Annotated in this window: 18 protein-coding genes; 12 read left to right on the top strand and 6 right to left on the bottom strand. The window is 65.3% G+C overall.

Annotation, left to right across the window (positions count from 1 at the left end):
- Positions 1-298: 298 nt before the first annotated feature.
- From hda to DFR34_RS12900, 7 genes are all read left to right on the top strand, one after another.
- Positions 299-976 (top strand): DnaA regulatory inactivator Hda, encoded by a 678-nt coding sequence (hda, locus tag DFR34_RS12930; protein WP_110391578.1) that lies wholly within the window; start codon positions 299-301, stop codon positions 974-976.
- 236 nt (positions 977-1,212) lie between these two features.
- Positions 1,213-1,887 (top strand): histidinol-phosphatase, encoded by a 675-nt coding sequence (locus DFR34_RS12925; protein ID WP_110391577.1) that lies wholly within the window; start codon positions 1,213-1,215, stop codon positions 1,885-1,887.
- 197 nt (positions 1,888-2,084) lie between these two features.
- Positions 2,085-2,966 (top strand): ATP-binding protein, encoded by an 882-nt coding sequence (locus tag DFR34_RS12920; protein WP_110391576.1) that lies wholly within the window; start codon positions 2,085-2,087, stop codon positions 2,964-2,966.
- Positions 2,967-2,980: 14 nt separating this feature from the next.
- Complete coding sequence (locus tag DFR34_RS12915) at positions 2,981-3,928, top strand: Nudix family hydrolase (RefSeq protein ID WP_110391575.1); 948 nt, start codon at positions 2,981-2,983, stop codon at positions 3,926-3,928.
- Positions 3,925-4,368, top strand: coding sequence for a hypothetical protein (locus DFR34_RS12910; protein ID WP_110391574.1), 444 nt, complete (start codon positions 3,925-3,927; stop codon positions 4,366-4,368). The genes DFR34_RS12915 and DFR34_RS12910 overlap by 4 nt, the downstream gene beginning before the upstream one ends.
- Before the next feature lie 239 nt (positions 4,369-4,607).
- Entirely contained in the window at positions 4,608-5,489 is an 882-nt protein-coding gene (locus DFR34_RS12905) for a prephenate dehydrogenase (RefSeq protein ID WP_110391573.1), read from the top strand.
- 220 nt (positions 5,490-5,709) lie between these two features.
- Positions 5,710-7,758: a c-type cytochrome gene (locus DFR34_RS12900; protein ID WP_110391572.1), complete on the top strand. Its 2,049-nt coding sequence runs from the start codon at positions 5,710-5,712 to the stop codon at positions 7,756-7,758.
- Positions 7,759-7,980: 222 nt separating this feature from the next.
- Here the strand turns inward: DFR34_RS12900 and DFR34_RS12895 are convergent, their stop codons facing one another.
- The 6 genes from DFR34_RS12895 to putA all read right to left on the bottom strand — a co-directional run bounded on the left by DFR34_RS12895 (position 7,981) and on the right by putA (position 17,724).
- A complete protein-coding gene (locus tag DFR34_RS12895) occupies positions 7,981-8,628 on the bottom strand; it encodes a response regulator transcription factor (protein WP_110391571.1) in 648 nt (215 codons plus the stop codon).
- Positions 8,625-10,409 carry a sensor histidine kinase gene (locus tag DFR34_RS12890; RefSeq protein WP_110391570.1) on the bottom strand — a complete coding sequence of 595 codons (1,785 nt, stop codon included), beginning with the start codon at positions 10,407-10,409 and terminating at the stop codon, positions 8,625-8,627. The genes DFR34_RS12895 and DFR34_RS12890 overlap by 4 nt, the downstream gene beginning before the upstream one ends.
- Complete coding sequence (locus tag DFR34_RS12885; RefSeq protein ID WP_110391569.1) at positions 10,409-11,857, bottom strand: sigma-54-dependent transcriptional regulator; 1,449 nt, start codon at positions 11,855-11,857, stop codon at positions 10,409-10,411. The genes DFR34_RS12890 and DFR34_RS12885 overlap by 1 nt, the downstream gene beginning before the upstream one ends.
- A 69-nt stretch (positions 11,858-11,926) precedes the next feature.
- Entirely contained in the window at positions 11,927-12,202 is a 276-nt protein-coding gene (locus DFR34_RS12880) for a hypothetical protein (protein WP_110391568.1), read from the bottom strand.
- 344 nt (positions 12,203-12,546) lie between these two features.
- Complete coding sequence (locus tag DFR34_RS12875) at positions 12,547-13,740, bottom strand: branched-chain amino acid ABC transporter substrate-binding protein (RefSeq protein WP_110391567.1); 1,194 nt, start codon at positions 13,738-13,740, stop codon at positions 12,547-12,549.
- 351 nt (positions 13,741-14,091) lie between these two features.
- Positions 14,092-17,724, bottom strand: coding sequence for a trifunctional transcriptional regulator/proline dehydrogenase/L-glutamate gamma-semialdehyde dehydrogenase (gene putA / locus DFR34_RS12865; RefSeq protein ID WP_211309407.1), 3,633 nt, complete (start codon positions 17,722-17,724; stop codon positions 14,092-14,094).
- 723 nt (positions 17,725-18,447) lie between these two features.
- Here putA and DFR34_RS12860 point away from each other — a divergent pair.
- From DFR34_RS12860 to DFR34_RS12840, 5 genes are all read left to right on the top strand, one after another.
- Positions 18,448-18,795 carry a hypothetical protein gene (locus DFR34_RS12860; RefSeq protein WP_110391564.1) on the top strand — a complete coding sequence of 116 codons (348 nt, stop codon included), beginning with the start codon at positions 18,448-18,450 and terminating at the stop codon, positions 18,793-18,795.
- Between the two features lie 8 nt (positions 18,796-18,803).
- Positions 18,804-19,220, top strand: coding sequence for a protein YgfX (locus DFR34_RS12855; protein ID WP_146215144.1), 417 nt, complete (start codon positions 18,804-18,806; stop codon positions 19,218-19,220).
- A 19-nt stretch (positions 19,221-19,239) separates the two neighbouring features.
- Complete coding sequence (gene folC / locus DFR34_RS12850; protein WP_110391562.1) at positions 19,240-20,517, top strand: bifunctional tetrahydrofolate synthase/dihydrofolate synthase; 1,278 nt, start codon at positions 19,240-19,242, stop codon at positions 20,515-20,517.
- Between the two features lie 174 nt (positions 20,518-20,691).
- A complete protein-coding gene (locus tag DFR34_RS12845) occupies positions 20,692-21,729 on the top strand; it encodes an SPOR domain-containing protein (RefSeq protein WP_110391561.1) in 1,038 nt (345 codons plus the stop codon).
- Complete coding sequence (locus DFR34_RS12840) at positions 21,729-22,331, top strand: CvpA family protein (RefSeq protein WP_110391560.1); 603 nt, start codon at positions 21,729-21,731, stop codon at positions 22,329-22,331. Before DFR34_RS12845 ends, DFR34_RS12840 begins: the two co-directional genes overlap by 1 nt.
- Positions 22,332-22,482 lie beyond the last annotated feature (151 nt).

Here is a 22,482-nt window from a genome sequence, read left to right as displayed (position 1 = left end):
GTTACGCTGTTAGATCTTTCATGCTGCCTCATCTTCCTACCTTGGGCTTGGCGTAGCAATGGCTCTGGAATGCGGTTGAGCATGGCCGTCAGCGCCTATGATGCCGAGGCGGAGCTCACACTTGACAGTCCAAGTTGGTGCACGACATTCCTCCACTCGCCCAAGGCCACCAGGGCAGCAAACAGGTGGGGGCCTGGCGACTTGTCAGCCGCCCCCCACAAGCCCACGAGCTTTTCACGCAAATGCGGTAAAATCTGCTTTTCGACTGCATTCGGGCCGGCCGCGCCGGCGCATCACGTTGAACCAACTGACCCTCGACCTCAGCCCGCCGCCCGCACCGGCCTTTGACACCTTTATTGCCGAGCGCAACCGGGAAGTCATCGCCGCGCTGACCGCCGCCGCGCCGCCTGCCGAACGCTTTGTGCACCTGTGGGGCGAAGGCGGCAGCGGCAAATCGCACCTGCTTAACGCCTGGGTGGAGCACGCCCACGCGCTGGGGCGGGCGGCGATTTATCTGGATGCGCGCAGCGAACGGCTGCCGGATTTTGTCCGTGAGGCCAGCGCGGTGGCGGTGGATCACGTCGATGACCTCGACCCGGACGACCAGATCACCCTGTTTTCGGTGTTCAACGCCTTTAAAGAATCCGGCGGACGGCTGCTGACCGCCGGGCGCTTGCCGCCGGCGCAGCTGGCCTTGCGCCCGGACTTGGCCACCCGGCTGGCGTCTGGCTTGGTGCTGGAGGTCAAGCCCTTGTCGGACAGTGACAAACTGGCCGCGCTGCGCCGCCACGCCAAGGCGCGCCAGCTGAATGTGCCGGATGAGGTGTTTCGCTATTTGCTGACCCACTGGCGGCGCGATCTTTCCAGCCTCACCGCCATGCTCGACACCCTGGACCGCTATTCGCTGGCGCTGCAACGGCCGGTGACGGTGCCGCTGGTGAAAAATGTGCTGCAATCGCGGCTGCTGCAAGACTAAGCGCTGCTCAGCAAACCCAGCGCAGCGCGCTTGGCAGCAGACAGCGCAAGCAACGCCAGGCAGGTTTTGTGAGCCGCTCTTAGAGTCGCTAACAAAACCCAGCGAAGCGCGCCTGGCTAGGCGTGTGACCGTAGACAGTACAGGTAGTACGGCAAGGTCACACAACAACGCCAGGCGGGTTTTGTTAGCGGCTCTTAAGGCCTGCCGTCTTTACTTTTCTTCTGTTGTGAAGCCCGATGAATATTGCCCTGTTTGACCTCGACAACACCCTGCTGGCTGGCGATTCCGACGTGGAATGGCCGCGTTACCTGATTGGCAAGGGGGTGCTGGACGCCGACTACTACAACCGCGAAAACGACCGCTTTTACGCTGACTACAAGGCCGGCACGCTGGATATTCAGGCGTTTCTGGATTTTCAGCTGGCCCCGCTGGCCGGGCGCGACCGCGCCGAGCTGGACGCCTGGCATGAGGAATACCTGGCGCGCCACATCCGCCCGATCATCACCGCGCGCGGGCGCGAGCTGATTCAGCAGCATCAGGCCAATGGCGACCTGGTGGTGATCATCACCGCCACCAACCGCTTTATCACCGGCCCGATTGCCGCCGAGCTGGGTGTGGAGCACCTGATCGCCACCGAAGCCGAAATCGGCGCCGATGGCCGTTACACCGGCAAACCCACCGGCACGCCGTGTTTTCAGGCGGGCAAGATCACCCGGCTGAACGCCTGGCTGGCCGAGCGCGGCCAGAGCATGGCCAGCTTTGCCGACAGCTGGTTTTACAGTGATTCGCGCAATGATATTCCGCTGCTGGAGCAGGTGAATCACCCGGTGGCGGTGGACCCGGACGACGCGCTGCGCGCCCATGCGCAGGATAAGGGTTGGCCGGTGGTGTCGCTGCGCGGGGCGTTTTAAGAGCTGCTAACAAAACCCGCCTGGCGTTGTGACTAGCGACTAGTCAGGCGCGCTGAGCTGGGTGTTGTGAGTCGCGCCAAGCGCTGCTCAGCCTACGCTGAAAAAATCGTCATTCCCGCGCTGGCGGGAATCCAGGGTGTTGATTTTGCGGGGTTTGGCTTTAGCCAACGCCCTGCCCAAATGAAAGGATAGCCCGGATGGCTTCGTCCCCTGATCTTGCCGCCTTGCTCACCCGCGCCGAATCGGTGCTGGCCCGGCTGGAAGCCTGGCTGCCGCCGCCGCCGCCCGCCACCGACTGGAGCGCGCACGCCTGGCGCTGGCGGGTGGGCGCTGGCGGGCGCGGCGGGCTGGAAGCGGTGCACAAGCCGCACGGCCTGGCGCTGGACGCGCTGACCGGGGTGGACGAGCAAAAAGCCCGGCTGGTGCGCAACACCCGCCAGTTCATCGCCGGCCGCCCGGCCAATAATGTGCTGCTGACCGGCGCGCGCGGCACCGGCAAATCCTCGCTGGTCAAGGCGCTGCTGCCGGCGTTTGCCGCCGACGGCTTGCGGCTGATCGAAGTGGACAAAACCCATCTGGCCGATTTGGCCGATATTGTCGAACTGCTGGCCGAGCGGCCCGAGCGCTTTATCATCTATTGCGATGATTTGTCGTTTGAAGAAGGCGACGACGCCTACAAGGCGCTGAAAACCGCGCTGGACGGCGGCCTGGCGCGCCGCGCCGACAATGTGCTGATCTACGCCACCTCCAACCGCCGCCACCTGATGCCCGAGCGCATGCAGGACAATCTGGACAGCCGCAACGTCAATGGCGAAATTCACCCCGGCGAAGCCGTGGAAGAAAAAGTCTCGTTGTCCGAGCGCTTTGGCCTGTGGCTGTCGTTCTACCCATTTGACCAGGACACCTATCTGGCCGCCGTGGCGGTGTGGCTGGCGCATCACCAGCTGAAACTCACCCCGCGCGCCGAACGCGCCGCGCTCCTGTGGGCGCTCACCCGTGGCGCGCGCAGCGGCCGGGTGGCCTGGCAGTTTGCCTGCGACTGGGCCGGGCGCACCCCGGCCGAGCGCAAGGCGGATTAAACGACACACAAAACATGACCTCCACCCAACTTGTTGAAGTGGTCGCCGGGGTGCTGGTGCGCCCCGACGGCCGGTTTTTGCTGGCCTCGCGCCCGGTGGGCAAGGTGTACGCCGGCTATTGGGAATTCCCCGGCGGCAAGATCGAGCCCGGCGAAGCGCCGTATGCCGCGCTGGTGCGTGAGCTGCAAGAAGAGCTGGCCATCACCGTCACCGCCGCCACGCCCTGGCTGGTGCAGCAGTTTGTCTACCCACACGCCCATGTGCGGCTGCGCTTTTATCGGGTCAGCGCCTGGCAGGGCGAGCCGCAGGCGCAAGAAGGCCAGCAGCTGAACTGGCAAACCCCCGGCCAGCTGGACGTGGCGCCGATGCTGCCGGCCAACACCCCCATCCTGCGCGCCTTGTCGCTGCCGGCCATCACCGCGCTGACCTGCGCAGGCGAGCTGGGCGAAGACGCCGTGCTGGCGGCGCTGCCGGCGCGGCTGGCCGCCGGGCTGTCGCTGCTGATTGTGCGCGAGCCGGATTATGCCCGCGACCAACTGGCCAGCTGGGTGGCGCGGCTGGCCGAGCTCACCCGCCCGGCCGGCTGCCGGCTGCTGGTCAACGCCGAGCCGGATTGGCTGGCCGGCTGGCCGGTGGACGGCGTGCACCTGAACAGCGCGCGGCTGGCCGCCTGCCGCCAGCGCCCGGACTTTGCCTGGGTGGGCGCTTCAGCGCATCGCCCCGAAGAATTGCAACACGCCGCCGAGCTGGGGCTGGATTACGCCCTGCTGGGCCATGTGCTGCCCACCGCCAGCCACCCGGACGCGCCGCCGCTGGGCTGGCAAGGCCTGGCCTGCCAGCTGGCCAGCGCCGGCCCGCGTCTGCCGGTGTACGCGCTGGGCGGCCTAGGTGACGCCGACCTGCCCGCCGCCTGTGAAGCCGGCGCGCACGGCGTGGCGCTGATGCGGGGGGCGTGGGCATGACGCTGAATCCCAGCCAACGCAAATGGGTGCTGATTGCCGTGGCGCTGCTGATTTTTGCCGGGGTGAAATTCTGGCTGATCAACACCTACCTCACCCGCCAGCACGCCGCCCCGCAAGCCATCAGCTGCCCCGACCTGCAAGCCGGCTGCACCCTGCCCGGCGGCGCGCGCGTGCGCTTTTTGCAGCCCGCCCGCCACGGCCAGCGCTTTGGCCTGGAACTGAGCCAGACGCCCGCCGGCAAGGCGCCGCCGGTGGCGGAATTCACCATGGCTGGCATGGACATGGGCAGCGCGCGTTTTCCGCTGCGTCAGGTGGGCGACGGCCGCTGGCAAGCCGACATCATGCTGCCGGTGTGCGTCACCGGCCGCCAGGACTGGCTGATGCTGCTGACCATCGGCGGCGAACACCTGCAAGTAGGGTTCACCGCCGGGCCGGGTTGAGGCTTGGCAGGGGCTCACGCTGACGGCCTTGCTGTGCGATGGGGCAAGCCACGTCATGGTGAAATTGCTCGCGCAGCGGTTTGCTGAGCGCTCACCGTTCGCCATCCCGTGGTGCGTTTCTGGATTCCCGCCTGCGCGGGAATGACGGGGTGGGGCGCCGTAAGCGCTGCGCACGGCAAGATCAGGCGCCGCAGGCGTCGGCATCGGTAAACAAATAGTGTTTTTGAAGGAGAAGCGCGGTGCGCAGCATCGGTAAACTGGTGATCATCGGCGTCGGCTTGATCGGCGGCTCTTTTGCGTTGGCGATGAAGCGTGCGGGCTTGGTTGGGCAGGTGGTGGGGGTGGGGCGTTCGCTGGACAACCTCAACCGCGCCATCGAGCTGGGGGTGATCGACGCCGCCAGCCAGGATCCGGCCCAGGCGGTGGCTGGCGCGGATTTGGTGATGGTGGCCACGCCGGTGGGGCAGATGGGGCGGGTGTTTGACGCCATTGCCCCTGTGTTGCCGGCAGCAGCGATTGTCACCGACGCCGGCAGCACCAAGGGCGATGTGGCGCAGTTGATGCGCGCGCACCTGCCCGAGCATCTGGCCTATTGCGTGCCGGCGCACCCGATTGCCGGTTCGGACCGCTCGGGCGCGGCGGCGGCGCAGTATGGGCTGTTCGAGCAGCGCCGGGTGGTGCTCACCCCGCTGGAGGCCACCTTGCCCGAGGCGGCCGAGGCGGTGGGCCAGTGGTGGCAGGCCAGCGGCGCGCGGGTGTTCAGCATGCGCGCCGACGAGCACGATGCGGTGTTCGCCAGCGTCAGCCATTTGCCGCATTTGCTGGCGTTTGCCTATGTCGAGATGGTGGCCAATAAAACCGACGCCGCGCGCTGTTTTGACTTTGCCGCCACCGGCTTCAAAGACTTCACCCGCATTGCCGGCAGCCACCCGGAAATGTGGCGCGACATCAGCCTGGCCAACCGCGACGCGCTATTGGCCGATTTGCGCGCCTATCAGGCCGGGCTGGCGCAGCTGACGCAATGGGTGGAGGCCGGCGACGGCGCGGCGCTGGAGCAGATGTTTCAGCATGCCCGTGAGGCGCGGGTGCAGTGGGCCCAGCGCTTTGCCCAGGGCGTCTGAGCGCGCCTTCCTGGCGTTGCACGGCCTTGCCGTTGTCTGCGCCGCACGTCTGGCAGGAACACTTCGCGGGGTTTTGTGAGCGACGCTGAGCCACATGCACATCGCTGTGCTATTGGCAATAACCCCTTTAGGTAAGTGGTTTAATCCAAGCATTGAATAGGCGTTGTCGGCGCTGCTCCCTAGACTGCTCTCTCATGCAGTCTGTATCGGGAGTTGTCTGATGAAACCTGTTTCTCTTGTCCGCCATCATGTGCGTCCGCTGCTAGTGGGCGCATTGCTCTGGCTGGGAGCTGGCGCCGCCGCGCTGGCCGCGCCCGCCAGTGCTGATATCCAGCGCGGCGAATACCTGGCCCGGCTGGGCGATTGCGTCGCCTGTCACACTGCCGAGCGCGGCCAGCCGATGGCTGGCGGCCGCGCCCTGCAAACACCGTTCGGCACGCTGTATTCCACCAATATTACCCCGGACCGCGCCACCGGCATTGGCCAGTACAGCTTTGCCCAGTTCGATCGTGCCATGCGTCAGGGGGTGGCGGCCGATGGTCACAATCTGTATCCGGCCATGCCTTATCCGTCTTACGCCAAGATGACTGCTGACGATATGCAGGCGCTGTACACCTATCTGATGCAGGGCCTCAAGCCTGTCAGTCAGGTGAATAAACCCACTGACATGCGCTGGCCCTTCAGCCTGCGCTGGGGGCTGTCGCTGTGGAACTGGGCTTTTCTGGATGACACGCCGTTCACCCCTGACCCAAAACAGGATCCCGTGTGGAACCGGGGCGCGTATCTGGTGCAGGGGCTGGGCCATTGCGGTGCCTGTCATACCCCGCGTGGCATTGGCTTTCAGGAAAAAGTCATGACCGAGCTGGGCGGCAAGGGCAAGTATTTTCTGGCTGGCGAGACGGTGGAATCCTGGCGGGCACTCAGCTTGCGCGGGCTGTGGACGGTAGACGATACCGCCCTGTTTCTGAAAACCGGGCAAAACCGCTTTGCCACGGCCTCGGGTTCAATGGCCGAGGTGATTCACCACAGCACCCAGCATGTGCGCGACGATGATCTGCGCGCCATCGCCACCTATCTGAAGGCGCTGCCGCCCGGCGAAAACGAATTGCCTGCGCCAAGCAAGCCACGCGCTGCCCTGACGCCGCACACACCCGATACGCTGTATACCAGCCGTGGCGGCCTGGCCTACGCCCAGTTCTGCGGGGATTGCCACCGGGCGGACGGTGGCGGCGTCAACCGGATCTTCCCGCCGCTGGCCGGCAACCCGACAGTCAGCGCCAAAGACCCGGCCACCCTGCTGCACATCATCCTGACCGGCGGGCAGACTGCCGCCACGGCTGCGCATCCACGGGTGTTTGCCATGCCCGGTTTTGCCCGGCTCAGTGATCAGGAGCTGGCGGAAATCCTGAGTTTTGTCCGCACCAGCTGGGGTCATGGTGCACCGGCAGTCAGCTCCGGCGATGTGCAGCGCATGCGCGCCACGCTGGACCCGAAAACCACTGACAATTCGCGCTTTGACACCCCGCGCGTGGCCGACATGCTCAAGCAGCCCAATGCCAGCCAGCTGGTGCGCGGCATGCGCCTGCACATGGAAACCCGCGACCTGCTGCCACGCCATGTTGGCAACCAGCTCAACTGCGCCAGCTGTCACCTGAATGCCGGCACCGTGGCCGATGGCTCGCCGTTTGTTGGTGTATCGGCGTTCTTCCCCAGCTATGCGCCACGCGCCGGCCGGATCATCAGCCTGGAAGATCGCATCAATGGCTGCTTCAGGCGCTCAATGAATGGCAAGCCGCTGCCGGTGGATTCTGCCGACATGAAAGCCATGGTTGCCTACTTTGACTGGATGAAGGGTGCGACCAAACCGGAAGACAAGGTGCCCGGGCGCGGGGTGGGCAAGATCGACCGTAAGCTCAAGGCCGACCCGGTGAACGGCAAGCAGATTTACGCCCAGCAATGTGCGGTGTGCCATGGCGACAATGGCGAAGGGCTCAAGCGTGCCGATGGCCGCATGGTCTACCCGCCGCTGTGGGGCGAGCAATCGTTCAATATCGGCGCCGGCATGGCGCGCACCTACACCGCTGCCGCCTTTGTCAAACGCAATATGCCGATCGGCTTTCATGGCAAGTTTCCGCTGGGTCAGGGCGGCTTGAGCGATCAGGAAGCGCTGGATGTGGCCGAATATTTCAGCCACCAGCCACGCCCGGACTTCCCGGACAAGGTCAAGGACTGGCCGAAGGACAAAAAGCCGGACGACGCGCGTTATTGAGTTGCTGATCGAACCCTTGAGGTGATGCCGCCACGCCCCGTCTATGCGGGGCGTGGCGGTGTGGCGTCTGCTGGGAAGATCTCTGCGATGCAGGCCAATTCGGCAGCGCCTAGGTCGCTAACAAAACTCAGCGAAGCGATCCTGACCAGGTGTGTGGCCGTAGACAGTACAAATGTACGACAAAGGCACACAACAACGTCAGGAGGGTCTTGTTAGCGGTTCTCAGTCCGCCGCCACGCCCGCTTCATCCAGCCCGGCCGGGTCGGCGCGCAGGATCAGCCGGGCCAGATCGGCCGGGCTGCCGGCGTCGGTTTTATCCATGATGTGCTGGCGGTGCACATGTACGGTGTGCTCGCTGATGGCCAGTTGCCGGGCAATGGCCTTGTTGGCCCAGCCCAGCGCCAGCCAGCGCGCCACCTCGGTTTCCCGTGGTGACAAGCGGGTGAGGATGGCGCGGGCTTCCTGGCTGCGCTGGCTGGCGGCGTGGTGGGCGCGGCTGAGTTCCACCGCGCGTTCGATGGCGTCCAGAAAGGGCTGGTCGCGAAAGGGCTTTTGCAGAAAATCCACCGCCCCGGCCTTCATGGCCTCGACGGCCAGCTCGACATCGCCGTGGCCGGTGACAAAAATCAGCGGAAACGGCGATCCTGCGGCTTGCAAACGGCGTTGCAGCTCCAGGCCGCTGACACGCGGCATGCGGATATCGGCCACCAGACAACCGCCGCCAGGTGGAAAAGGTGGGTCGGCGGCCAGAAACGCCTCGGCGCTGTCATGGCCGCTGGCCGGCCAGCCAGCGGATTCCAGCAGAAACAGCACCGAGCGCAAAAATGGCGCTTCATCGTCAATCACATGCACATGGGGGGCTGTGTTCATGCAGGGGGATTCTCCAGGCAAGGCAGGCGCAGCCACAGGCACAGACCGGGGCCGTCGGCCGGGGTGTCGGCGCTGAGCTCGCCGCCGTGCGCTTCGGCAATGGTTTTGCAAATCGACAAACCCAGGCCAAGGCCATCGGGCTTGGTGGTGAAAAACGGTTCGAACAACCGCCCCTGCGCTTCGAGGTCCAGGCCATTGCCATGGTCACGCACCGCCAGCGCCAGTCGGGCGCCATCACGCTGCAGGCTGACAACAATCGGCATCTGCTCACGGCCCGCCGCCTGCTGGGCGTCGCAGGCGTTTTTCAGCAGGTTGAGCAGCACTTGCTGAATCTGCAAGGGGTCGGCCAATACCTGTGCCTCGGCCGCCTCGGCGCTGCACTGCCAGGTGATGGCCGGCGCGTGCGCCAGCATGCCGCGAAACAGGCTGAGTGACTGCTCGGTCAGTGTGGCCAGCGCATGGGGCTCGCGCACCCGTGCGCGCTTGCGGGCAAATTCGCGGATGCCGGCCAGCACGCCAGCGGCGCGTTCGGATTCGCTGGCGATTTCGTCGGCGGCGCGGATCAGTGCGGCAGCGTCCAGCTGGCCTTTGGCCTGGCGGCGCTTCAGGCTGCGCGCGTAATTGCCGATGGTGGCCAGTGGCTGGTTCAGCTCATGCGCCAGTGAGCCAGATAATTCACCCAGCACCGACAGCCGCGACAGATGGTCCATTTCTCGTTGGTGGGCATGTACCCGTTCGGCCAGCTGATCGCGTGCGGTCAGCGCGGCCGACAGCTCACGGGTGCGTCGCTGGACCAGCGCTTCCACCCGCACGGTATAGGCCAGCCAGGCCAGTAGCAGCGCCAGTACACCGGCAGCCCATGGCCAGTAGCGGCGCACCTGGTTTTCCAGCCGGTGCTGACGCAGGAAGTCATAAGGCGGAATCTGTAGTTCGCGCAGCATGTCGTGCACTGGATGGTAATCGGCAGGCACGCCCCAGCGGGTGACATCATCGGTGTCCGGCAAGGCCAGCAGCGCCAGCAGCACGGCACGGGACAAGGCCGGCGGTGTGTCATGCGCGGCGGCGAATGCCCAGCCGGGATAGATGGGCGACGAGCGCTGGCAGGGTTCTCCGGCATTGTGTTGTGGCGATAGCACCCGAAACTCGCCCGGACGCACCTGGCCTGCGCGCTGCAGCGCTTCCAGCAGACAGGCGCGCAGCACGCCAGCGTCGGCCTGGCCGGCGCGCAGGGCATCCACCACTCGGGTCATCGGATAGCCGGTGGGGCGCAAGGTCAGCGCGCCGGTTTCCGGGTCTACCCCGGCGCGCTTGAGCTCGCCCCAGATCACTTGATAGCCACCAAATGCTTGCGGGGTGACCATGGCCAGCCGGGCATCGCGCAAATCGGCCAGCCGGCGTCGTGTGCTGTCCGTGGCCGGCACAATCACGGTGGCGGCCACCGCGTGTGCCGAGTCGTGGCCGGCGGCAATTTGCTGGGTGGCAATGCGGCTGACGCCATGGCGTGCTTCCAGCGCCACGTAATGCCCCGGGTTGGTGATGACAAAATCCAGCTCGCCGCGCGCCACGGCGGTGTCCATGGCATCCAGATCCAGATAGCGTGCGTGCAGGGAATGTGCCGGCAACCGGCTGGCCAGCGCATCCAGCAGCGGCGCCCATTGCGCGGCGGCGCGGTCCTCGCCCAGCCAGGCCAGCACCCCCAGCCGCACCGGCTGCGCCCCTGCGGGCAGGAGCCAGCTGGCCAGGCACAGGGCCAGCAGCATGCGCACCCACCACCATGCCATCAGGCCTTGGGCTCCAGTCCGTAACGCACCAGCTTGTTGCGCAGGCCCACCCGCGACAGGCCCAGTTCGCTGGCGGCGCGGGTTTTGTTCCAGCGGTGGCGGGTGAGGGTTTCGCGGATGATCTGGCTTTCCAGTTGGTCCAGCCGTTCTTTCAGGTCGCCGCGCACACTGCCCAGAAAAGCCAATTCTTGTTGCTGCGATTCGTCGCCAGCGTGCAGCACCTGCGGCGACAACAGCTCCGGGCCCAGCACCGGTGCGTCGGCCAGCGCCAGCATGCGCTGGATTTCGTTTTTCAGCTGGCGCACATTGCCGGGCCAGCGGTAGTTTTGCAGGCACACCAGGGTGGCCGGGCTGAACAGCGCGTCGGGCAGGCCAAAGCTGTCGCGCATGCGCTCCAGCAAGTCCAGCGCAATCAGCGGGATATCTTCTGGCCGCTCGCGCAGCGGCGGGGTAAGCACGGCAAACGGCGACAGCCGATAGTATAAATCTTCCCGAAAACGCCCCTGCTGCACCAAATCCGCCAGGGTGCGGTTGGTGGCCGACACCACGCGCACATCCACCCGCAGCGAGCGCGAACTGCCCACCGGGCGGATTTCGCCTTCTTGCAGCACGCGCAGCAGCTTGGCCTGAAAAGCCGGCGAGGTTTCGCCGATTTCATCCAGAAAAATCGTGCCGCCGTCAGCCTGCTGAAACAGCCCGACATGATCCTGATAGGCGCCGGTAAATGCGCCGCGCTTATGGCCAAACAGCACGCTTTCCAGCAGTTGTTCGGGCAGCGCCGCGCAATTTTCGCCCACAAACGGGCGCTGGGCGCGGTGGCTGGCGTAGTGCAGCGCGCGCGCCAGCAGCTCTTTGCCCACGCCGGATTCGCCCTCGATCAGCACGGCGATGTCGTGCACCGCCACCTTGGTCAGCAAGGCGCAGATGCGGTTCAGCGGGCTGTTGGCGGCGCGCACGATGCTGTGCATGGCAAAGGCGTCCGACGCCTGCTGGCGCTTGGCCGCCACCCGGCTGCGCATCCACGGCTCGCCGGCTTTCAGCTCGACATTGAGCAGCTCGTTTTCGCGTTGCAGGGTGGCCAGCCGCGCCGCGCCCTGCACGGTGAGCAACAGCGCATCCGGCCGCCAGGGCTTCAGCAGGTATTGATAGATGCCGGCCTCGTTGATGGCGGCAATGATGTCGGCGTTGTCGGCGTAGCCAGACAAAATAATGCGCGCCACCTCGGGCCAGCGCTCGCGCACCAGCTTGAGAAACGCCACGCCGGTCATGTCCGGCATGCGCTGGTCGCTGATCACCACATGGATGAATTCGTTTTGCAGAATGGCCAGCGCTTCGTCGGTGCTGGCGGCGGTGAACACCTCGAAGGCTTCTTCCAGCGTGCGCCGCAGGGTTTCCAGCGAGCGGATTTCATCGTCCACGATCAAGACAACGGGCAGGGTGGTGGACATGGCGTCTCCGGGGGATGCAACAACAAGGCGGCTATTATATCGGCGCGGCCTTCGGCCGGGGTGGCTGTTTCAGTCGTCGCCCCCACCGCAATCACACCCTCCGCCGCCACTATCGCCGCAGTCGCTGCTGCTCGCGCTGTCCGAGGTGTCGCTCATGTCCCAATCGCTGCTTGTGCCAGAGGCATCAACGCCACCCAGATTTCTGTACAGCGACCAGAGCGCCGACAGCACCCACACAAACAGCGCCACACCCAAGACGGGCGGCCAGTATTCGGTGTTCAGGCCCAGCCAGGCCAGCACGGCCATGGTGGCATCGGCCATGGTGTCCAGGACGGATTGTGACATTTCATATAAAGCAAGCCGCATGCAGCACGAAGACATGGGGGGATTTTCCAGGATGAATTTTATCAAGGCTGCACTGATGCCCGATTCATGCCAGGCGCCGTAAAACTACCATAACCCATCCTGATTGAATATATCGCCCCAGATGACGGCCGCACTTCGGTGGGCCTGGCGGGATGCATCAACAAAGCTGCTTGCCAAACCCGGCAGGTGGTGTTGCCCGACCTGGCTATCATTTTGCCCACGGCGTGCTGCACGGCGTTTTGTGGGCGGCTTAAAAAAGCACCCCGCTCACGCATGGCGCAGCGGGGTGTCGGGTGCAGCAACAGGCCATCAGCCCATGGCGATTACTTGCCGATGGTCTGCATCACCTTCCATTCGCCGTTTTCCACCTTGTAGACGGTGATGCCGCCGTCTTTCAGGTCACCCTTGTCGTCGTAGGCCCAGCTGGACGAGGTCACGCCAGCGTATTCGTTCTTGGCCAGGGTCGGCAGGTACTTGCTCGGCTCGACCGAGTTGGCCTTCTTCATGGCTTCGATCACGGCGCGGGTGGCGTCGTAGCCGTACGGCGAGTAGGTGGCTACGTCAGCATTGAAGCGGGCCTTGTAGCGGGTTTCGTAGTCCTTGCCCTTGGGCATCTGGTCCAGCGGCAGGCCAGCCAGAGAGGCGATGCTGCCTTCGGCTTCTTTGCCGGCCAGCTTCAGGAAGGTCGGGGTCTTGGTCATTTCGCCCGACACCAGCGGGGCCTTCAGGCCCAGGCGCTTCATCTGCTTGGCCATCGGGGCGGACTGGGCGTCGGCGCCGCCGTAGAACACCACATCCGGGCTGCTGGCCTTCAGGGCGGTCAGGATGGCAGCAAAGTCGGTGGCCTTGTCGGTGGTGAATTCACGCTTGACCACTTCGCCGCCATTGGCCTTGACGGCCTTTTCGAATTCATCCGCCAGGCCTTGGCCGTAGGCGGTGCGGTCGTCGATGATGGCGATTTTCTTGGCCTTCAGAGTTTCCACCACGAACTTGCCCATCACGGTGCCCTGTTGGGTGTCGGAGGTCATCGAACGGAAGGTGGTCTTGAAGCCTTGCTGGGTGTAGGCCGGGGCGGTGGCCATGGCCACTTGCGGGATGCCGGCGTCAGAGTAGATCTTGGAGGCCGGGATGGCGCAGCCGGAGTTGAAGTGACCGATGATGCCGTTCACCTTGGCGTCCACAAACTTTTGTGCGATCTGGGTGGCGGTTTTCGGGTCGGCCAGATCGTCTTCGGCCATCAGCTCGAACTTCACCGGCTTGCCGTCGATGGTCGGCTTTTCGGCGTTGGCGTCTTCGATGGCCAGGGTCACGCCGTTTTTGTACTCTTCGCCATAGTGCGCTTGCGGGCCGGTCAGCGGGGCGGCAAAGCCCAGCTTGACCACCACTTCGCCGGCAGCAGCCGGGGCCGCAGCCGGAGCGGCGGCATCAGCCGGCTTGGCTTCTTCCTTTTTGCCGCAAGCGGCGATGGACAGGGCGGCGGCAACTGCGCACGAGATGGTCAAAAGTTTGTGAGACATAGTCTTCTTCCTCTGATTGTGGAATGAAACCGGCCGCCGGCGGGGCCGGCAACACCTGTAACTGGGCGCGCTTGTGGCGCGCGCCCCGGATTGTACGTGAAACCGGCCGAATCGGGTTTCACGCGCAATATCTCCCCGTTTACCGCAGCGTCTGCCTGTTTGGCTGCGCAGACTGAGGGCAAGCGGGGTTCTCCCTGAAGCGGGCGGGCAGACCAATCATCTGCATCGCCCCATTTTGGCGCATAGCCTTATATATGTCTTGATGCGCCACCCCCTCCAGATGCAGATGCACCAGGAGGGGGCATAAAATCATCGGCGCCGGCCGCGTGGCGGCGGCCGGCGCCCAGTGGCTCAATCACCGATGGTCATCAGGCTGGCGTTGCCGCCGGCCGCCGTGGTGTTGACGCTGACCGTGCGTTCGGCCACCAGCCGATACAGGTCGGCTTCGGTCGGCTGCACGCAGACATGCAGCGCCACCAGCGGGCCATCGCGCTCGGCCAGCGCGGCGCGCAGCGCGGCTTCGCTGTCGGCGGCGCCTTCAAACAGCACGGCGTTCAGCGTCGGCTGCGTCACCGGCGACGCCAGCCAGGCGATGGCCAGGGTTTGCGGCAAGGCGTGCATCACCACATCGGCAGCTGCGCCGCCCAGCAGCACGCGGTTGTCGGTGGCCAGTGCGGCAATCAGCTGGGCCACCAGCGACGGCGCATGGTCGGCCACGCAGGCCACGGTGCCGCGCGGGGCAAAGCGCAAGGTGTTGGTTTCGCCGGTCGGGCCTGGCAGGGTGACGGCGCGCGCCAGCGGGCTGAGCTTGGCGGCTTGCTCGGCCCAGTGCATCAGTTGCTCGCATTCGTGACGATTCAGGCAGTTCAGCTTGGGCAGTGCATCGCGCAGTTGGGCCAGGCGCTCCAGCGCCGGGGTCTGGGCGTCGGCAGTCAGCTGCGGGGCGACGCTGGCGCGGGCCAGGCGGTGCAGATACAGCGGGCCGCCGGCTTTCGGGCCGGTGCCGGACAAACCTTCGCCGCCAAACGGCTGCACGCCGACCACGGCGCCAACGATATTGCGGTTGACGTAGATATTGCCCACATGCGCGGTGTCGCACACCAGATCAATGGTGTCGTCGATGCGGCTGTGCACGCCCAGGGTCAGGCCGTAGCCGGTGGCGTTGATGTCGCGGATCAGCTGCGGCAGCTCGGGGGCGGCAAAGCGGATGACATGCAGCACCGGGCCAAACACTTCGCGCTTGAGCTGGTCAATGCTGCGGATTTCAAACAGCGTCGGCGGCACAAACGTGCCATTGGCGCAGGCCTCGCCCAGGCGCACTTGATAGCAGCCCTTGGCCTCGCCCTTCATGCGCTCGATATGCGCTAGCAGGCCAGCGCGAGCTTCGGCGTCGATCACTGGGCCAATATCGGTGGCCAGCTGGGCCGGGTTGCCCACGGTCAGTTGGTCCATGGCGCCCTTGAGCATGGTCACCACTTTGTCGGCGATGTCTTCTTGCAGGCACAGAATGCGCAACGCCGAGCAGCGCTGGCCGGCGCTGTCGAAGGCCGAGTTGATCACATCGGCGACCACTTGTTCCGGCAGCGCCGAGCTATCGACGATCATGGCGTTCTGGCCGCCGGTTTCGGCAATCAGCGGCACTTCTTCGCTGCGGGCGGCCAGGGTGCGGTGAATCAGCTTGGCCACTTCGGTCGAGCCGGTGAAAATCACCCCCTTCACGCGCGGGTCGCCGGTCAGCGCCGCGCCCACCACTTCGCCACGGCCCGGCAACAGTTGCAGCACGTCGCGCGGCACGCCAGCGGCGTGGAACAGGCGCACAGCCAGGGTGGCGATCAGCGCGGTTTGCTCGGCCGGTTTGGCCAGCACCGGGTTGCCGGCGGCCAGCGCGGCGGCCACTTCGCCGGTAAAGATGGCCAGCGGGAAGTTCCACGGGCTGATGCACACCACCGGGCCCAGCGCCTGATGGCTGTCGTTGTTGAATTCCAGGCTGATGCGTTCGGCGTAGTAGCGGCAGAAGTCAATCGCCTCGCGCACTTCGGCGATGGCGTTGGGGATGGATTTGCCCGCTTCACGAATCGCCAGGCCCATCAGCGTGGCCAGATTGTCTTCCATGGCGTCGGCCACGCGCTGCAAGCAGGCGGCGCGTTCGGCCACCGGGGTGGCGGCCCAGCGCGGCGCGGCGGCTTCGGCGGCTTGCAGCGCGGATTGCACATCGGCCAGGCTGGCTTCGTAGACCACGCCCACTTTGTCGCTGTGGTTGGCCGGGTTGAGCGCCACTTGCGGCTCGGCGCTGGCGATGTCGCCGGCAGCCAGCAGCGGCAGCGCTTGCCAGTCCGGGCGGTCGCTGTCCAGCAGGCCTTGCGACAACACGCCCAGCGCGTGTTCGCTGGAGAGGTCAATGCCGCGCGAGTTGGCGCGCGCCGCGCCATACAGCGCCAGCGGCAGCGGAATCTTGTCGTGCGGCTGGCCATCCAGGCGGATGGATTCTTCCACCGGGTCGGCAATCAGGTCATCGATGCTGACGGTTTCGTCAACAATGCGGTTCACAAACGAGGTGTTGGCGCCGTTTTCCAGCAGGCGGCGAACCAGGTAGGCCAGCAGGGTTTCGTGCGAGCCGACCGGCGCATAAATGCGGCAGGCGCGACCCAGTTTGTCGTCGCCCACCACTTGGTCGTACAGGGTTTCGCCCATGCCGTGCAGGCACTGGAATTCATAATCCTTGCCTTCGCCCAGCTCGTACACCGCCGCCAGCGAATAGGCGTTGTGGGTGGCGAACTGCGGATAGATGGCGTCTTGCGCGGCCAGCAGTTTTTTGGCGCAGGCCAGGTAAGACACATCGGTATACACCTTGCGGGTGTACACCGGGTAGCCCGGCAGGCCGTCCACCTGGGCGCGCTTGATTTCGGCATCCCAGTAGGCGCCCTTCACCAGGCGCACCATAAAGCGATGGTGGCTGCGGCGGGCCAGGTCAATCAGGTGGTCGATGATGTAGGGGCAGCGCTTTTGGTAAGCCTGCACCACCAGGCCAATGCCGTTCCAGCCGGCCAGCTCGGGGTCAAACGCCAGCGCTTCCAGCAGGTCCAGCGACAACTCCATGCGGTCGGCTTCTTCGGCGTCGATGTTCAGGCCGATATTGTATTGCTTGGCCAGCACCAGCAGTTTTTTCAGGCGCGGCAGCAGCTCGTTCATCACCCGGTCGCGCTGGGCGCGGCTGTAGCGCGGGTGGATGGCCGACAGCTTGACCGAAATCCCCGGCCCTTCGTACACGCCACGGCCGGCCGAGGCCTTGCCGATGGCGTGGATGGCCATTTCGTAGTCGGCCAGATAGCGCTGGGCGTCGGCTTCGGTCATGGCGGCTTCGCCCAGCATGTCGTAGCTGAAGCGATAGCCGCGCGCCTCGCGCTCGCGGCCGTTGGCCAGCGCTTCGTCGATGGTTTCGCCGGTGACAAACTGCTTGCCCAGCATGCGCATGGCCAGGTCCACGCCCTTGCGGATCACCGGCTCGCCTTGCTTGGCGATCAGGCGGGTGAGCGCCGAGGACAGGCTGGTTTCGCTGTGGGTGGACACCAGCTTGCCGGTGACCACCAGGCCCCAGGTGGCGGCGTTGACAAACAGCGACTGGCTTTGCCCCAGGTGGGCTTTCCAGTCGCCCTTGCTGATCTTGTCGCGAATCAGGCGGTCGGCGGTGTGCTTGTCGGGGATGCGCAGCAGGGCTTCGGCCAGGCACATCAGCGCCACGCCTTCCTGGCTGGACAGCGAAAATTCATGCATCAGCGCATCCACCCCGCTGGCCCGCGTCCGCTTGGCGCGCACTTCGGTCACCAGCCGGCGCGCCAGGCCCTTGACGTCCAGCACCTGGGCGGGCGAGAGCGAGGCTTGCGGAATCAGCGTGTGAACGCATTCGCGTTCGTCGCGGCGGTAAGCGGAAGTGATGGCGTCACGCAGCGGCGATTGCGCGCGGGACAGTTCGGTAAACGACGGCATGGTGATGAACTCCGTAGGTGATCGGCGCGAGCGGCCAGCAGCATCGCCTGCCTGCCGGGCCGGCCAGGATGGCTGTTCCGGCGCGGCGGCAAAGGCCCGCTTCTGGCTGGGCTCGCCACAGTGCGGGCGGGGTCGCCCAGACAGTGACCGGCGCATTGTGTCGTGAAAGTTGCGCCCGGAAAATCCACTTTCCCCCCGGATGACACAGCCATGGTTGCCCATGTCGCAATTCCGTACAAAACCGCGAAAAACCCCGCCGCTGACGGCCTCAAGGGCAGAAAAACCACAAAAAACAGGGGGGGATGGGTGCGGATGGCGCAGTGCGCTGGCAGAATTTCAATATAAAACAAAGTGTTGTTTTTGCTAGCGAGCCAGGCAAACGCTTGCTTGGCGGCGTCGCGCGCGAAGCAAGCCCGAGGGCGTTTTGTCAAGCCAGGATGATTGGGGCGGTGATGTCACGGCAGAAACCGCCGCCAGGGTCAGGGTGGAGCTTGCCGGCGTCCAGGGCACGCAGCGGACAGTTATAGACAAAATTTTTGGGTGTGCGCCGGGCCGGGCGCCAAAGCCAGGAGAGCTTTGCGGGCTGCCTCTGATCGACAATCGGCCATCGCGTAGCTGCGCATGCCCTTGCTCGGTCACTCGTCATGCGCCGGCCCTGCTACAATACGCCGCTTTCGCGCGCGAGAAGCGCCTCCTGAACTTAAACTTTGTGGAGCGTCTGCCATGTATTTTGTCGATCGCGCCGTCGCGGTGATCAAACCCAAACAAGCCTTTGCCGACTGGCTCAACGCTGTGCCGGACAACGATATGGAGCTGTCGCTGGACAGCTTGCGCGCCGATAGCACGGTGATTTTGATTCCGGAATTCAACGAGCCGGAAGAAGGCGTGGCCTATATTGATGAGATTTTCGAGCAGCTGTTCGCCATGGAGCTGTCCAGCTGGTACGACGACCCCAGCCTGTGGCCGCAGGACCGTTCGCTGAAAACCTTCTGGGAATGGTTCGACGTGGAAATCCACTCCACCCTGATTGACTCGGTGGACGCCGACCTGAACAACGCCCCGCTGGAATGAACGCTGGCATGAGGCCATTTGTGGCGCCGCTGCGCCGCTCGCCGCGTTTGCTTGCCGCCTTATTGGCCGCCTACGCCGCCGCCTGGCTGGCCATCAGCCAGTTGCCGCTGGCGCCAGCCTTGCTGGCGGTGGCGCTGAGTGGGCTGGCCTTGTGGCGCGGCCTGCGTCAGCAAGGCTGGCTGGGCGCGCCGCTGCCGCAGCTGGAAGTGGGCGCGCGCGGCGAGCTGATTGCCCATTGGCCCAGCCACGCCGAGCAGGTGGGCGTGCGCGCCGACAGCCTGGCGCTGCCCTGGCTGATTGTGCTGAAACTGAACACCCAGCGCGGCCGCCTGGCCTTGCTGCTCACCGTGGACAGCGCTCCCGCCGACGCCTTGCGTCGGCTGCGGGTGTATCTGCGCTGGGCGCAGCCGACGACCGTCGCCTGACAGGACACTGCCTGACATCATGAGTCAAGACTTGACGCTGGCCGATTGGCTGACCCGGCTGGAAGCCCTCAACATCAACAGCATCGACCTGGGGCTGGACCGCGTAGGCGCCGTGCGCGACGCCATGGGGCTGATTCCGCCCTGCCCGGTGATCACCGTGGCCGGCACCAATGGCAAGGGCTCGGTGTGCGCCATGCTGTCCACCATCCTGCACACCGCGGGTTATCGGGTGGGGACGTTTACCTCGCCGCATTTGCTGGCCTACAACGAACGGGTGGCGATTGACCTCAAGCCCGCCAGCGACGCCCAACTGGCCGCCGGCTTTGCCGCTGTTGAGGCCGGGCGCGGCGACACCCGGCTGACTTATTTTGAGTTTTCCACCCTGGCGGCGATGCATACGTTTATTTCGGCCCAGGTGGACGTGATTGTGCTGGAAGTCGGCCTGGGCGGCCGGCTGGACGCCACCAACGCCTTTGACCCCAGCTGCGCGGTGCTGACCAGCGTGGACCTGGACCACCAGGATTGGCTGGGCGGCACGCGCGAGGCGATTGGCCGCGAAAAAGCCGGGATTTTTCGGGCGGCGACGCCGGCTATCTGCGCCGACCCGCGCCCGCCGCGCTCGGTGATCGAACACGCCGAGCAGATTGGCGCGCGCTTGCTGTGTCTGGGCCAAGATTTTGGCTTTGCCAAACAAGAAGACAGCCCGCAGTGGAATTTCTGGCTGGGCGAAACGCGACGCAGCGCCTTGCCGATTCCGGCCTTGCGCGGCGGCTATCAGCTGGCCAATGCCAGCGCGGCGCTGGCGGCGCTGGAAACGCTGCGCGAGGTGCTGCCGGTGGGTATGGGCGACATCCGGCGCGGCCTGCTGGAAGTAGAATGGCCAGGGCGTTTTCAGGTGCTGCCCGGCCGGCCGGTGACGGTGCTGGACGTGGCGCACAACCCGCAGGCAGCGCGCGCGCTGGCCGCCAACACCCTGAGCCTGGGCTTTGCCGAACAACGCTACGCGGTGTTTGGCATGCTGGGCGACAAAGACGCCGACAGCGTGATCGAGGTGATGCGCGAGCATATCGATACCTGGCTGCTGCCGCCGCTGGACAGCCCGCGCGCGCTCAGCCCGGCGGCGCTGGCGGAAAAACTGGCCGCGCACGGCGCGCGCGATGTGCGTCAGTGCGACAGCCTTGATCAAGCCTGGCGCCTGGCCACGTCGCTGGCCGGCGAAAATGATAGAATTACAGTCTTTGGCTCGTTTTACACCGTGGCCGGGGTGATGCAGGCCCGTCTTGCCGCCCGTCAGTGAGCCACGGCATATAGAACCACTCACCAAACTCAGCGTAGCGTGCCTGCGCCAGGCGCGCGGCCGCAGGCAGGACAGGTGGCAACAACGCCTGGAGGGTTTGGTGGGCGGCGCTGAATGATGGACTTTTGCGGCGCAGCCTAGCCCGGCGCGCCGTTTTCTCGCACAGGATGATCGATGTCAGCAATGAGCAGCCAGCAGGACGAACTGGATCAGCTGCGCAAACGCGCGCGGCGGCGTCTGGTTGGCGCCATCGTCATGAGTCTGATTGCCGGCGGCGTGATGCTGCGCGTGCTGGACAGCAAACCGCAACACGAAATGCGCCCGGAAACCGTGGACATTGTCAGCAATCTGCCGGGCCAGCAGCCCGCCAAGCCTGCCGGCGAGGCTGCGGCCACCGCGGCTCCGGCCGAGGGCGGCAGCACATCGACGCCCGCGGCCAGCACGCCGCCAGCAGACGCCAAGGCCACCGCCCCGGTTGGCGCCGCCCAGACGTCTGCCCCGGCACCGGCAACGCCGTCGGCAGAAACCACCCCGGCTGCGGTTGCGCCGCCGGCTCCCGCGCCGGTGCCCAAGCTGGCCGCCGCCATGCCGGCGCCCGTGGTGGAGCCCAGTGTGGCTACGGTTAAACCGCCGGTCGCAGCGGCCAAGGCCGAACCGAAACCTGAAGCCAAGGTCGAACCCCGAGTTGAGCCCAAGCCGGAAACCAAGCCCGAGCCACGTCATGAGCCCAAAGTAGAGCCACGGGCAGAGGTTAAACCGGAAAAACCACAAGACAAGCCTGCCGAGAAAAAACCGGAAGACAAAAAAACCGAAGAAAAAGAGAAAAAGCATGCCGACCCGGCGGCCATTCTCAGCGGCAAGGAAAGCAAACCCGAGTCGAAAAAAGACAAGGAAGCCAGCAAGCCCGAGCCAAAAACCGAGAAATCGGCAGACAAACCCGCCGAGAAAAAAACCGAGGACAAGCCCAAGGACAGCGGGGGCAAGCAACGCTATGTGATCCAACTGGCCGCGCTGTCTGACCCGGCCAAAGCCGATGCGCTCAAGCAAAAGCTCTCAGGCTTGGGTGTTTCCGCCTCGGTCAGCCGCGCGGAAACCAGCAAGGGCGAAATCCACCGTGTGCGGGTGGGGCCGTTTGCCTCGCAGGATGACGCCAAGGCGGTGATGAACAAGCTGAACGCGGCTGGGGTGTCCGGCATCATGGTGCCGCAATAATGAATACGCTCGATTGGGTGCTGCTGGCCATTTTGCTGCTGTCGGCGCTGTATGGCTTGCGGCGCGGGCTGGTGGCCGAGGTGTTGATTCTGGCCGGTTGGCTGGGCAGTTTTTTGCTGGCGCGGATGGCGGCCGGCACGGTAGGCCAGTTGTTGCCGCTGGGAGAGTCTGCCGAAGGCCCGCGCTGGCTGGCCGGGTTTGTGCTGACCATGCTGGCCGGCTGGCTGGGGTTTTTTCTGTTGCGCCAGGTGATTGGCGGCATGCTGAGCGTGGCCGGGTTGTCCGGGGTGGATCGGGTGCTGGGCATGGGTTTTGGCCTGGTGCGCGGGGCGCTGCTGCTGACAGTGCTCACCCTGCTGGTGGGCTTGACCGATCTGCCTCAACACACGCTGTGGCAACACTCGGCGGTGGCGCGGCCGCTGGAGCGCTTGGCGCTGACCGCGCGCGCCTGGCTGCCGGCAGACATCGCCGCCCGCGTGCATTTCGCCCAGGCTGACGATGCGGCGCCGCTGAGTGGCTGGGTGTCACCCCAGGTCAGCGATATGGTGCAGCCGGCCATGCCGGCCAGCCCGCCCACCATGGCCAATCCAGGGCGTCGCTGATGGCGGGGTAAGAGCCACTCACAAAACCCCCTGGCGTTGTTGTGTGACCTTGCCGTACTTGTTGTACTGTCTGCGGTCACACGCCTAGCCAGGGGTGCTTCGCTGAGTTTTGTGAGCGGCTCTAAATTTTTCGTCGCGGGCGTGGCCCGCG

The sequence above is a fragment of the Rivihabitans pingtungensis genome, assembly GCF_003201855.1.
GTDB lineage: Bacteria > Pseudomonadota > Gammaproteobacteria > Burkholderiales > Aquaspirillaceae > Rivihabitans > Rivihabitans pingtungensis.
This window is presented reverse-complemented; position numbering and strand designations above follow the sequence as displayed.

What these genes read in the sequence shown, in the direction of transcription:
- DFR34_RS12925 (WP_110391577.1), top strand. Translation starts at nt 1,213, where the DNA reads ATGAATATTGCCCTGTTTGACCTCGACAACACCCTGCTGGCTGGCGAT.
- DFR34_RS12885 (WP_110391569.1), bottom strand. Translation starts at nt 11,857, where the DNA reads ATGTCCACCACCCTGCCCGTTGTCTTGATCGTGGACGATGAAATCCGC.
- DFR34_RS12840 (WP_110391560.1), top strand. Translation starts at nt 21,729, where the DNA reads ATGAATACGCTCGATTGGGTGCTGCTGGCCATTTTGCTGCTGTCGGCG.
- DFR34_RS12920 (WP_110391576.1), top strand. Translation starts at nt 2,085, where the DNA reads ATGGCTTCGTCCCCTGATCTTGCCGCCTTGCTCACCCGCGCCGAATCG.
- DFR34_RS12880 (WP_110391568.1), bottom strand. Translation starts at nt 12,202, where the DNA reads ATGTCACAATCCGTCCTGGACACCATGGCCGATGCCACCATGGCCGTG.
- DFR34_RS12900 (WP_110391572.1), top strand. Translation starts at nt 5,710, where the DNA reads ATGAAACCTGTTTCTCTTGTCCGCCATCATGTGCGTCCGCTGCTAGTG.
- DFR34_RS12845 (WP_110391561.1), top strand. Translation starts at nt 20,692, where the DNA reads ATGTCAGCAATGAGCAGCCAGCAGGACGAACTGGATCAGCTGCGCAAA.
- DFR34_RS12855 (WP_146215144.1), top strand. Translation starts at nt 18,804, where the DNA reads ATGAGGCCATTTGTGGCGCCGCTGCGCCGCTCGCCGCGTTTGCTTGCC.
- DFR34_RS12890 (WP_110391570.1), bottom strand. Translation starts at nt 10,409, where the DNA reads ATGGCATGGTGGTGGGTGCGCATGCTGCTGGCCCTGTGCCTGGCCAGC.
- folC (WP_110391562.1), top strand. Translation starts at nt 19,240, where the DNA reads ATGAGTCAAGACTTGACGCTGGCCGATTGGCTGACCCGGCTGGAAGCC.
- DFR34_RS12895 (WP_110391571.1), bottom strand. Translation starts at nt 8,628, where the DNA reads ATGAACACAGCCCCCCATGTGCATGTGATTGACGATGAAGCGCCATTT.
- DFR34_RS12875 (WP_110391567.1), bottom strand. Translation starts at nt 13,740, where the DNA reads ATGTCTCACAAACTTTTGACCATCTCGTGCGCAGTTGCCGCCGCCCTG.
- DFR34_RS12910 (WP_110391574.1), top strand. Translation starts at nt 3,925, where the DNA reads ATGACGCTGAATCCCAGCCAACGCAAATGGGTGCTGATTGCCGTGGCG.
- DFR34_RS12860 (WP_110391564.1), top strand. Translation starts at nt 18,448, where the DNA reads ATGTATTTTGTCGATCGCGCCGTCGCGGTGATCAAACCCAAACAAGCC.
- DFR34_RS12915 (WP_110391575.1), top strand. Translation starts at nt 2,981, where the DNA reads ATGACCTCCACCCAACTTGTTGAAGTGGTCGCCGGGGTGCTGGTGCGC.
- putA (WP_211309407.1), bottom strand. Translation starts at nt 17,724, where the DNA reads ATGCCGTCGTTTACCGAACTGTCCCGCGCGCAATCGCCGCTGCGTGAC.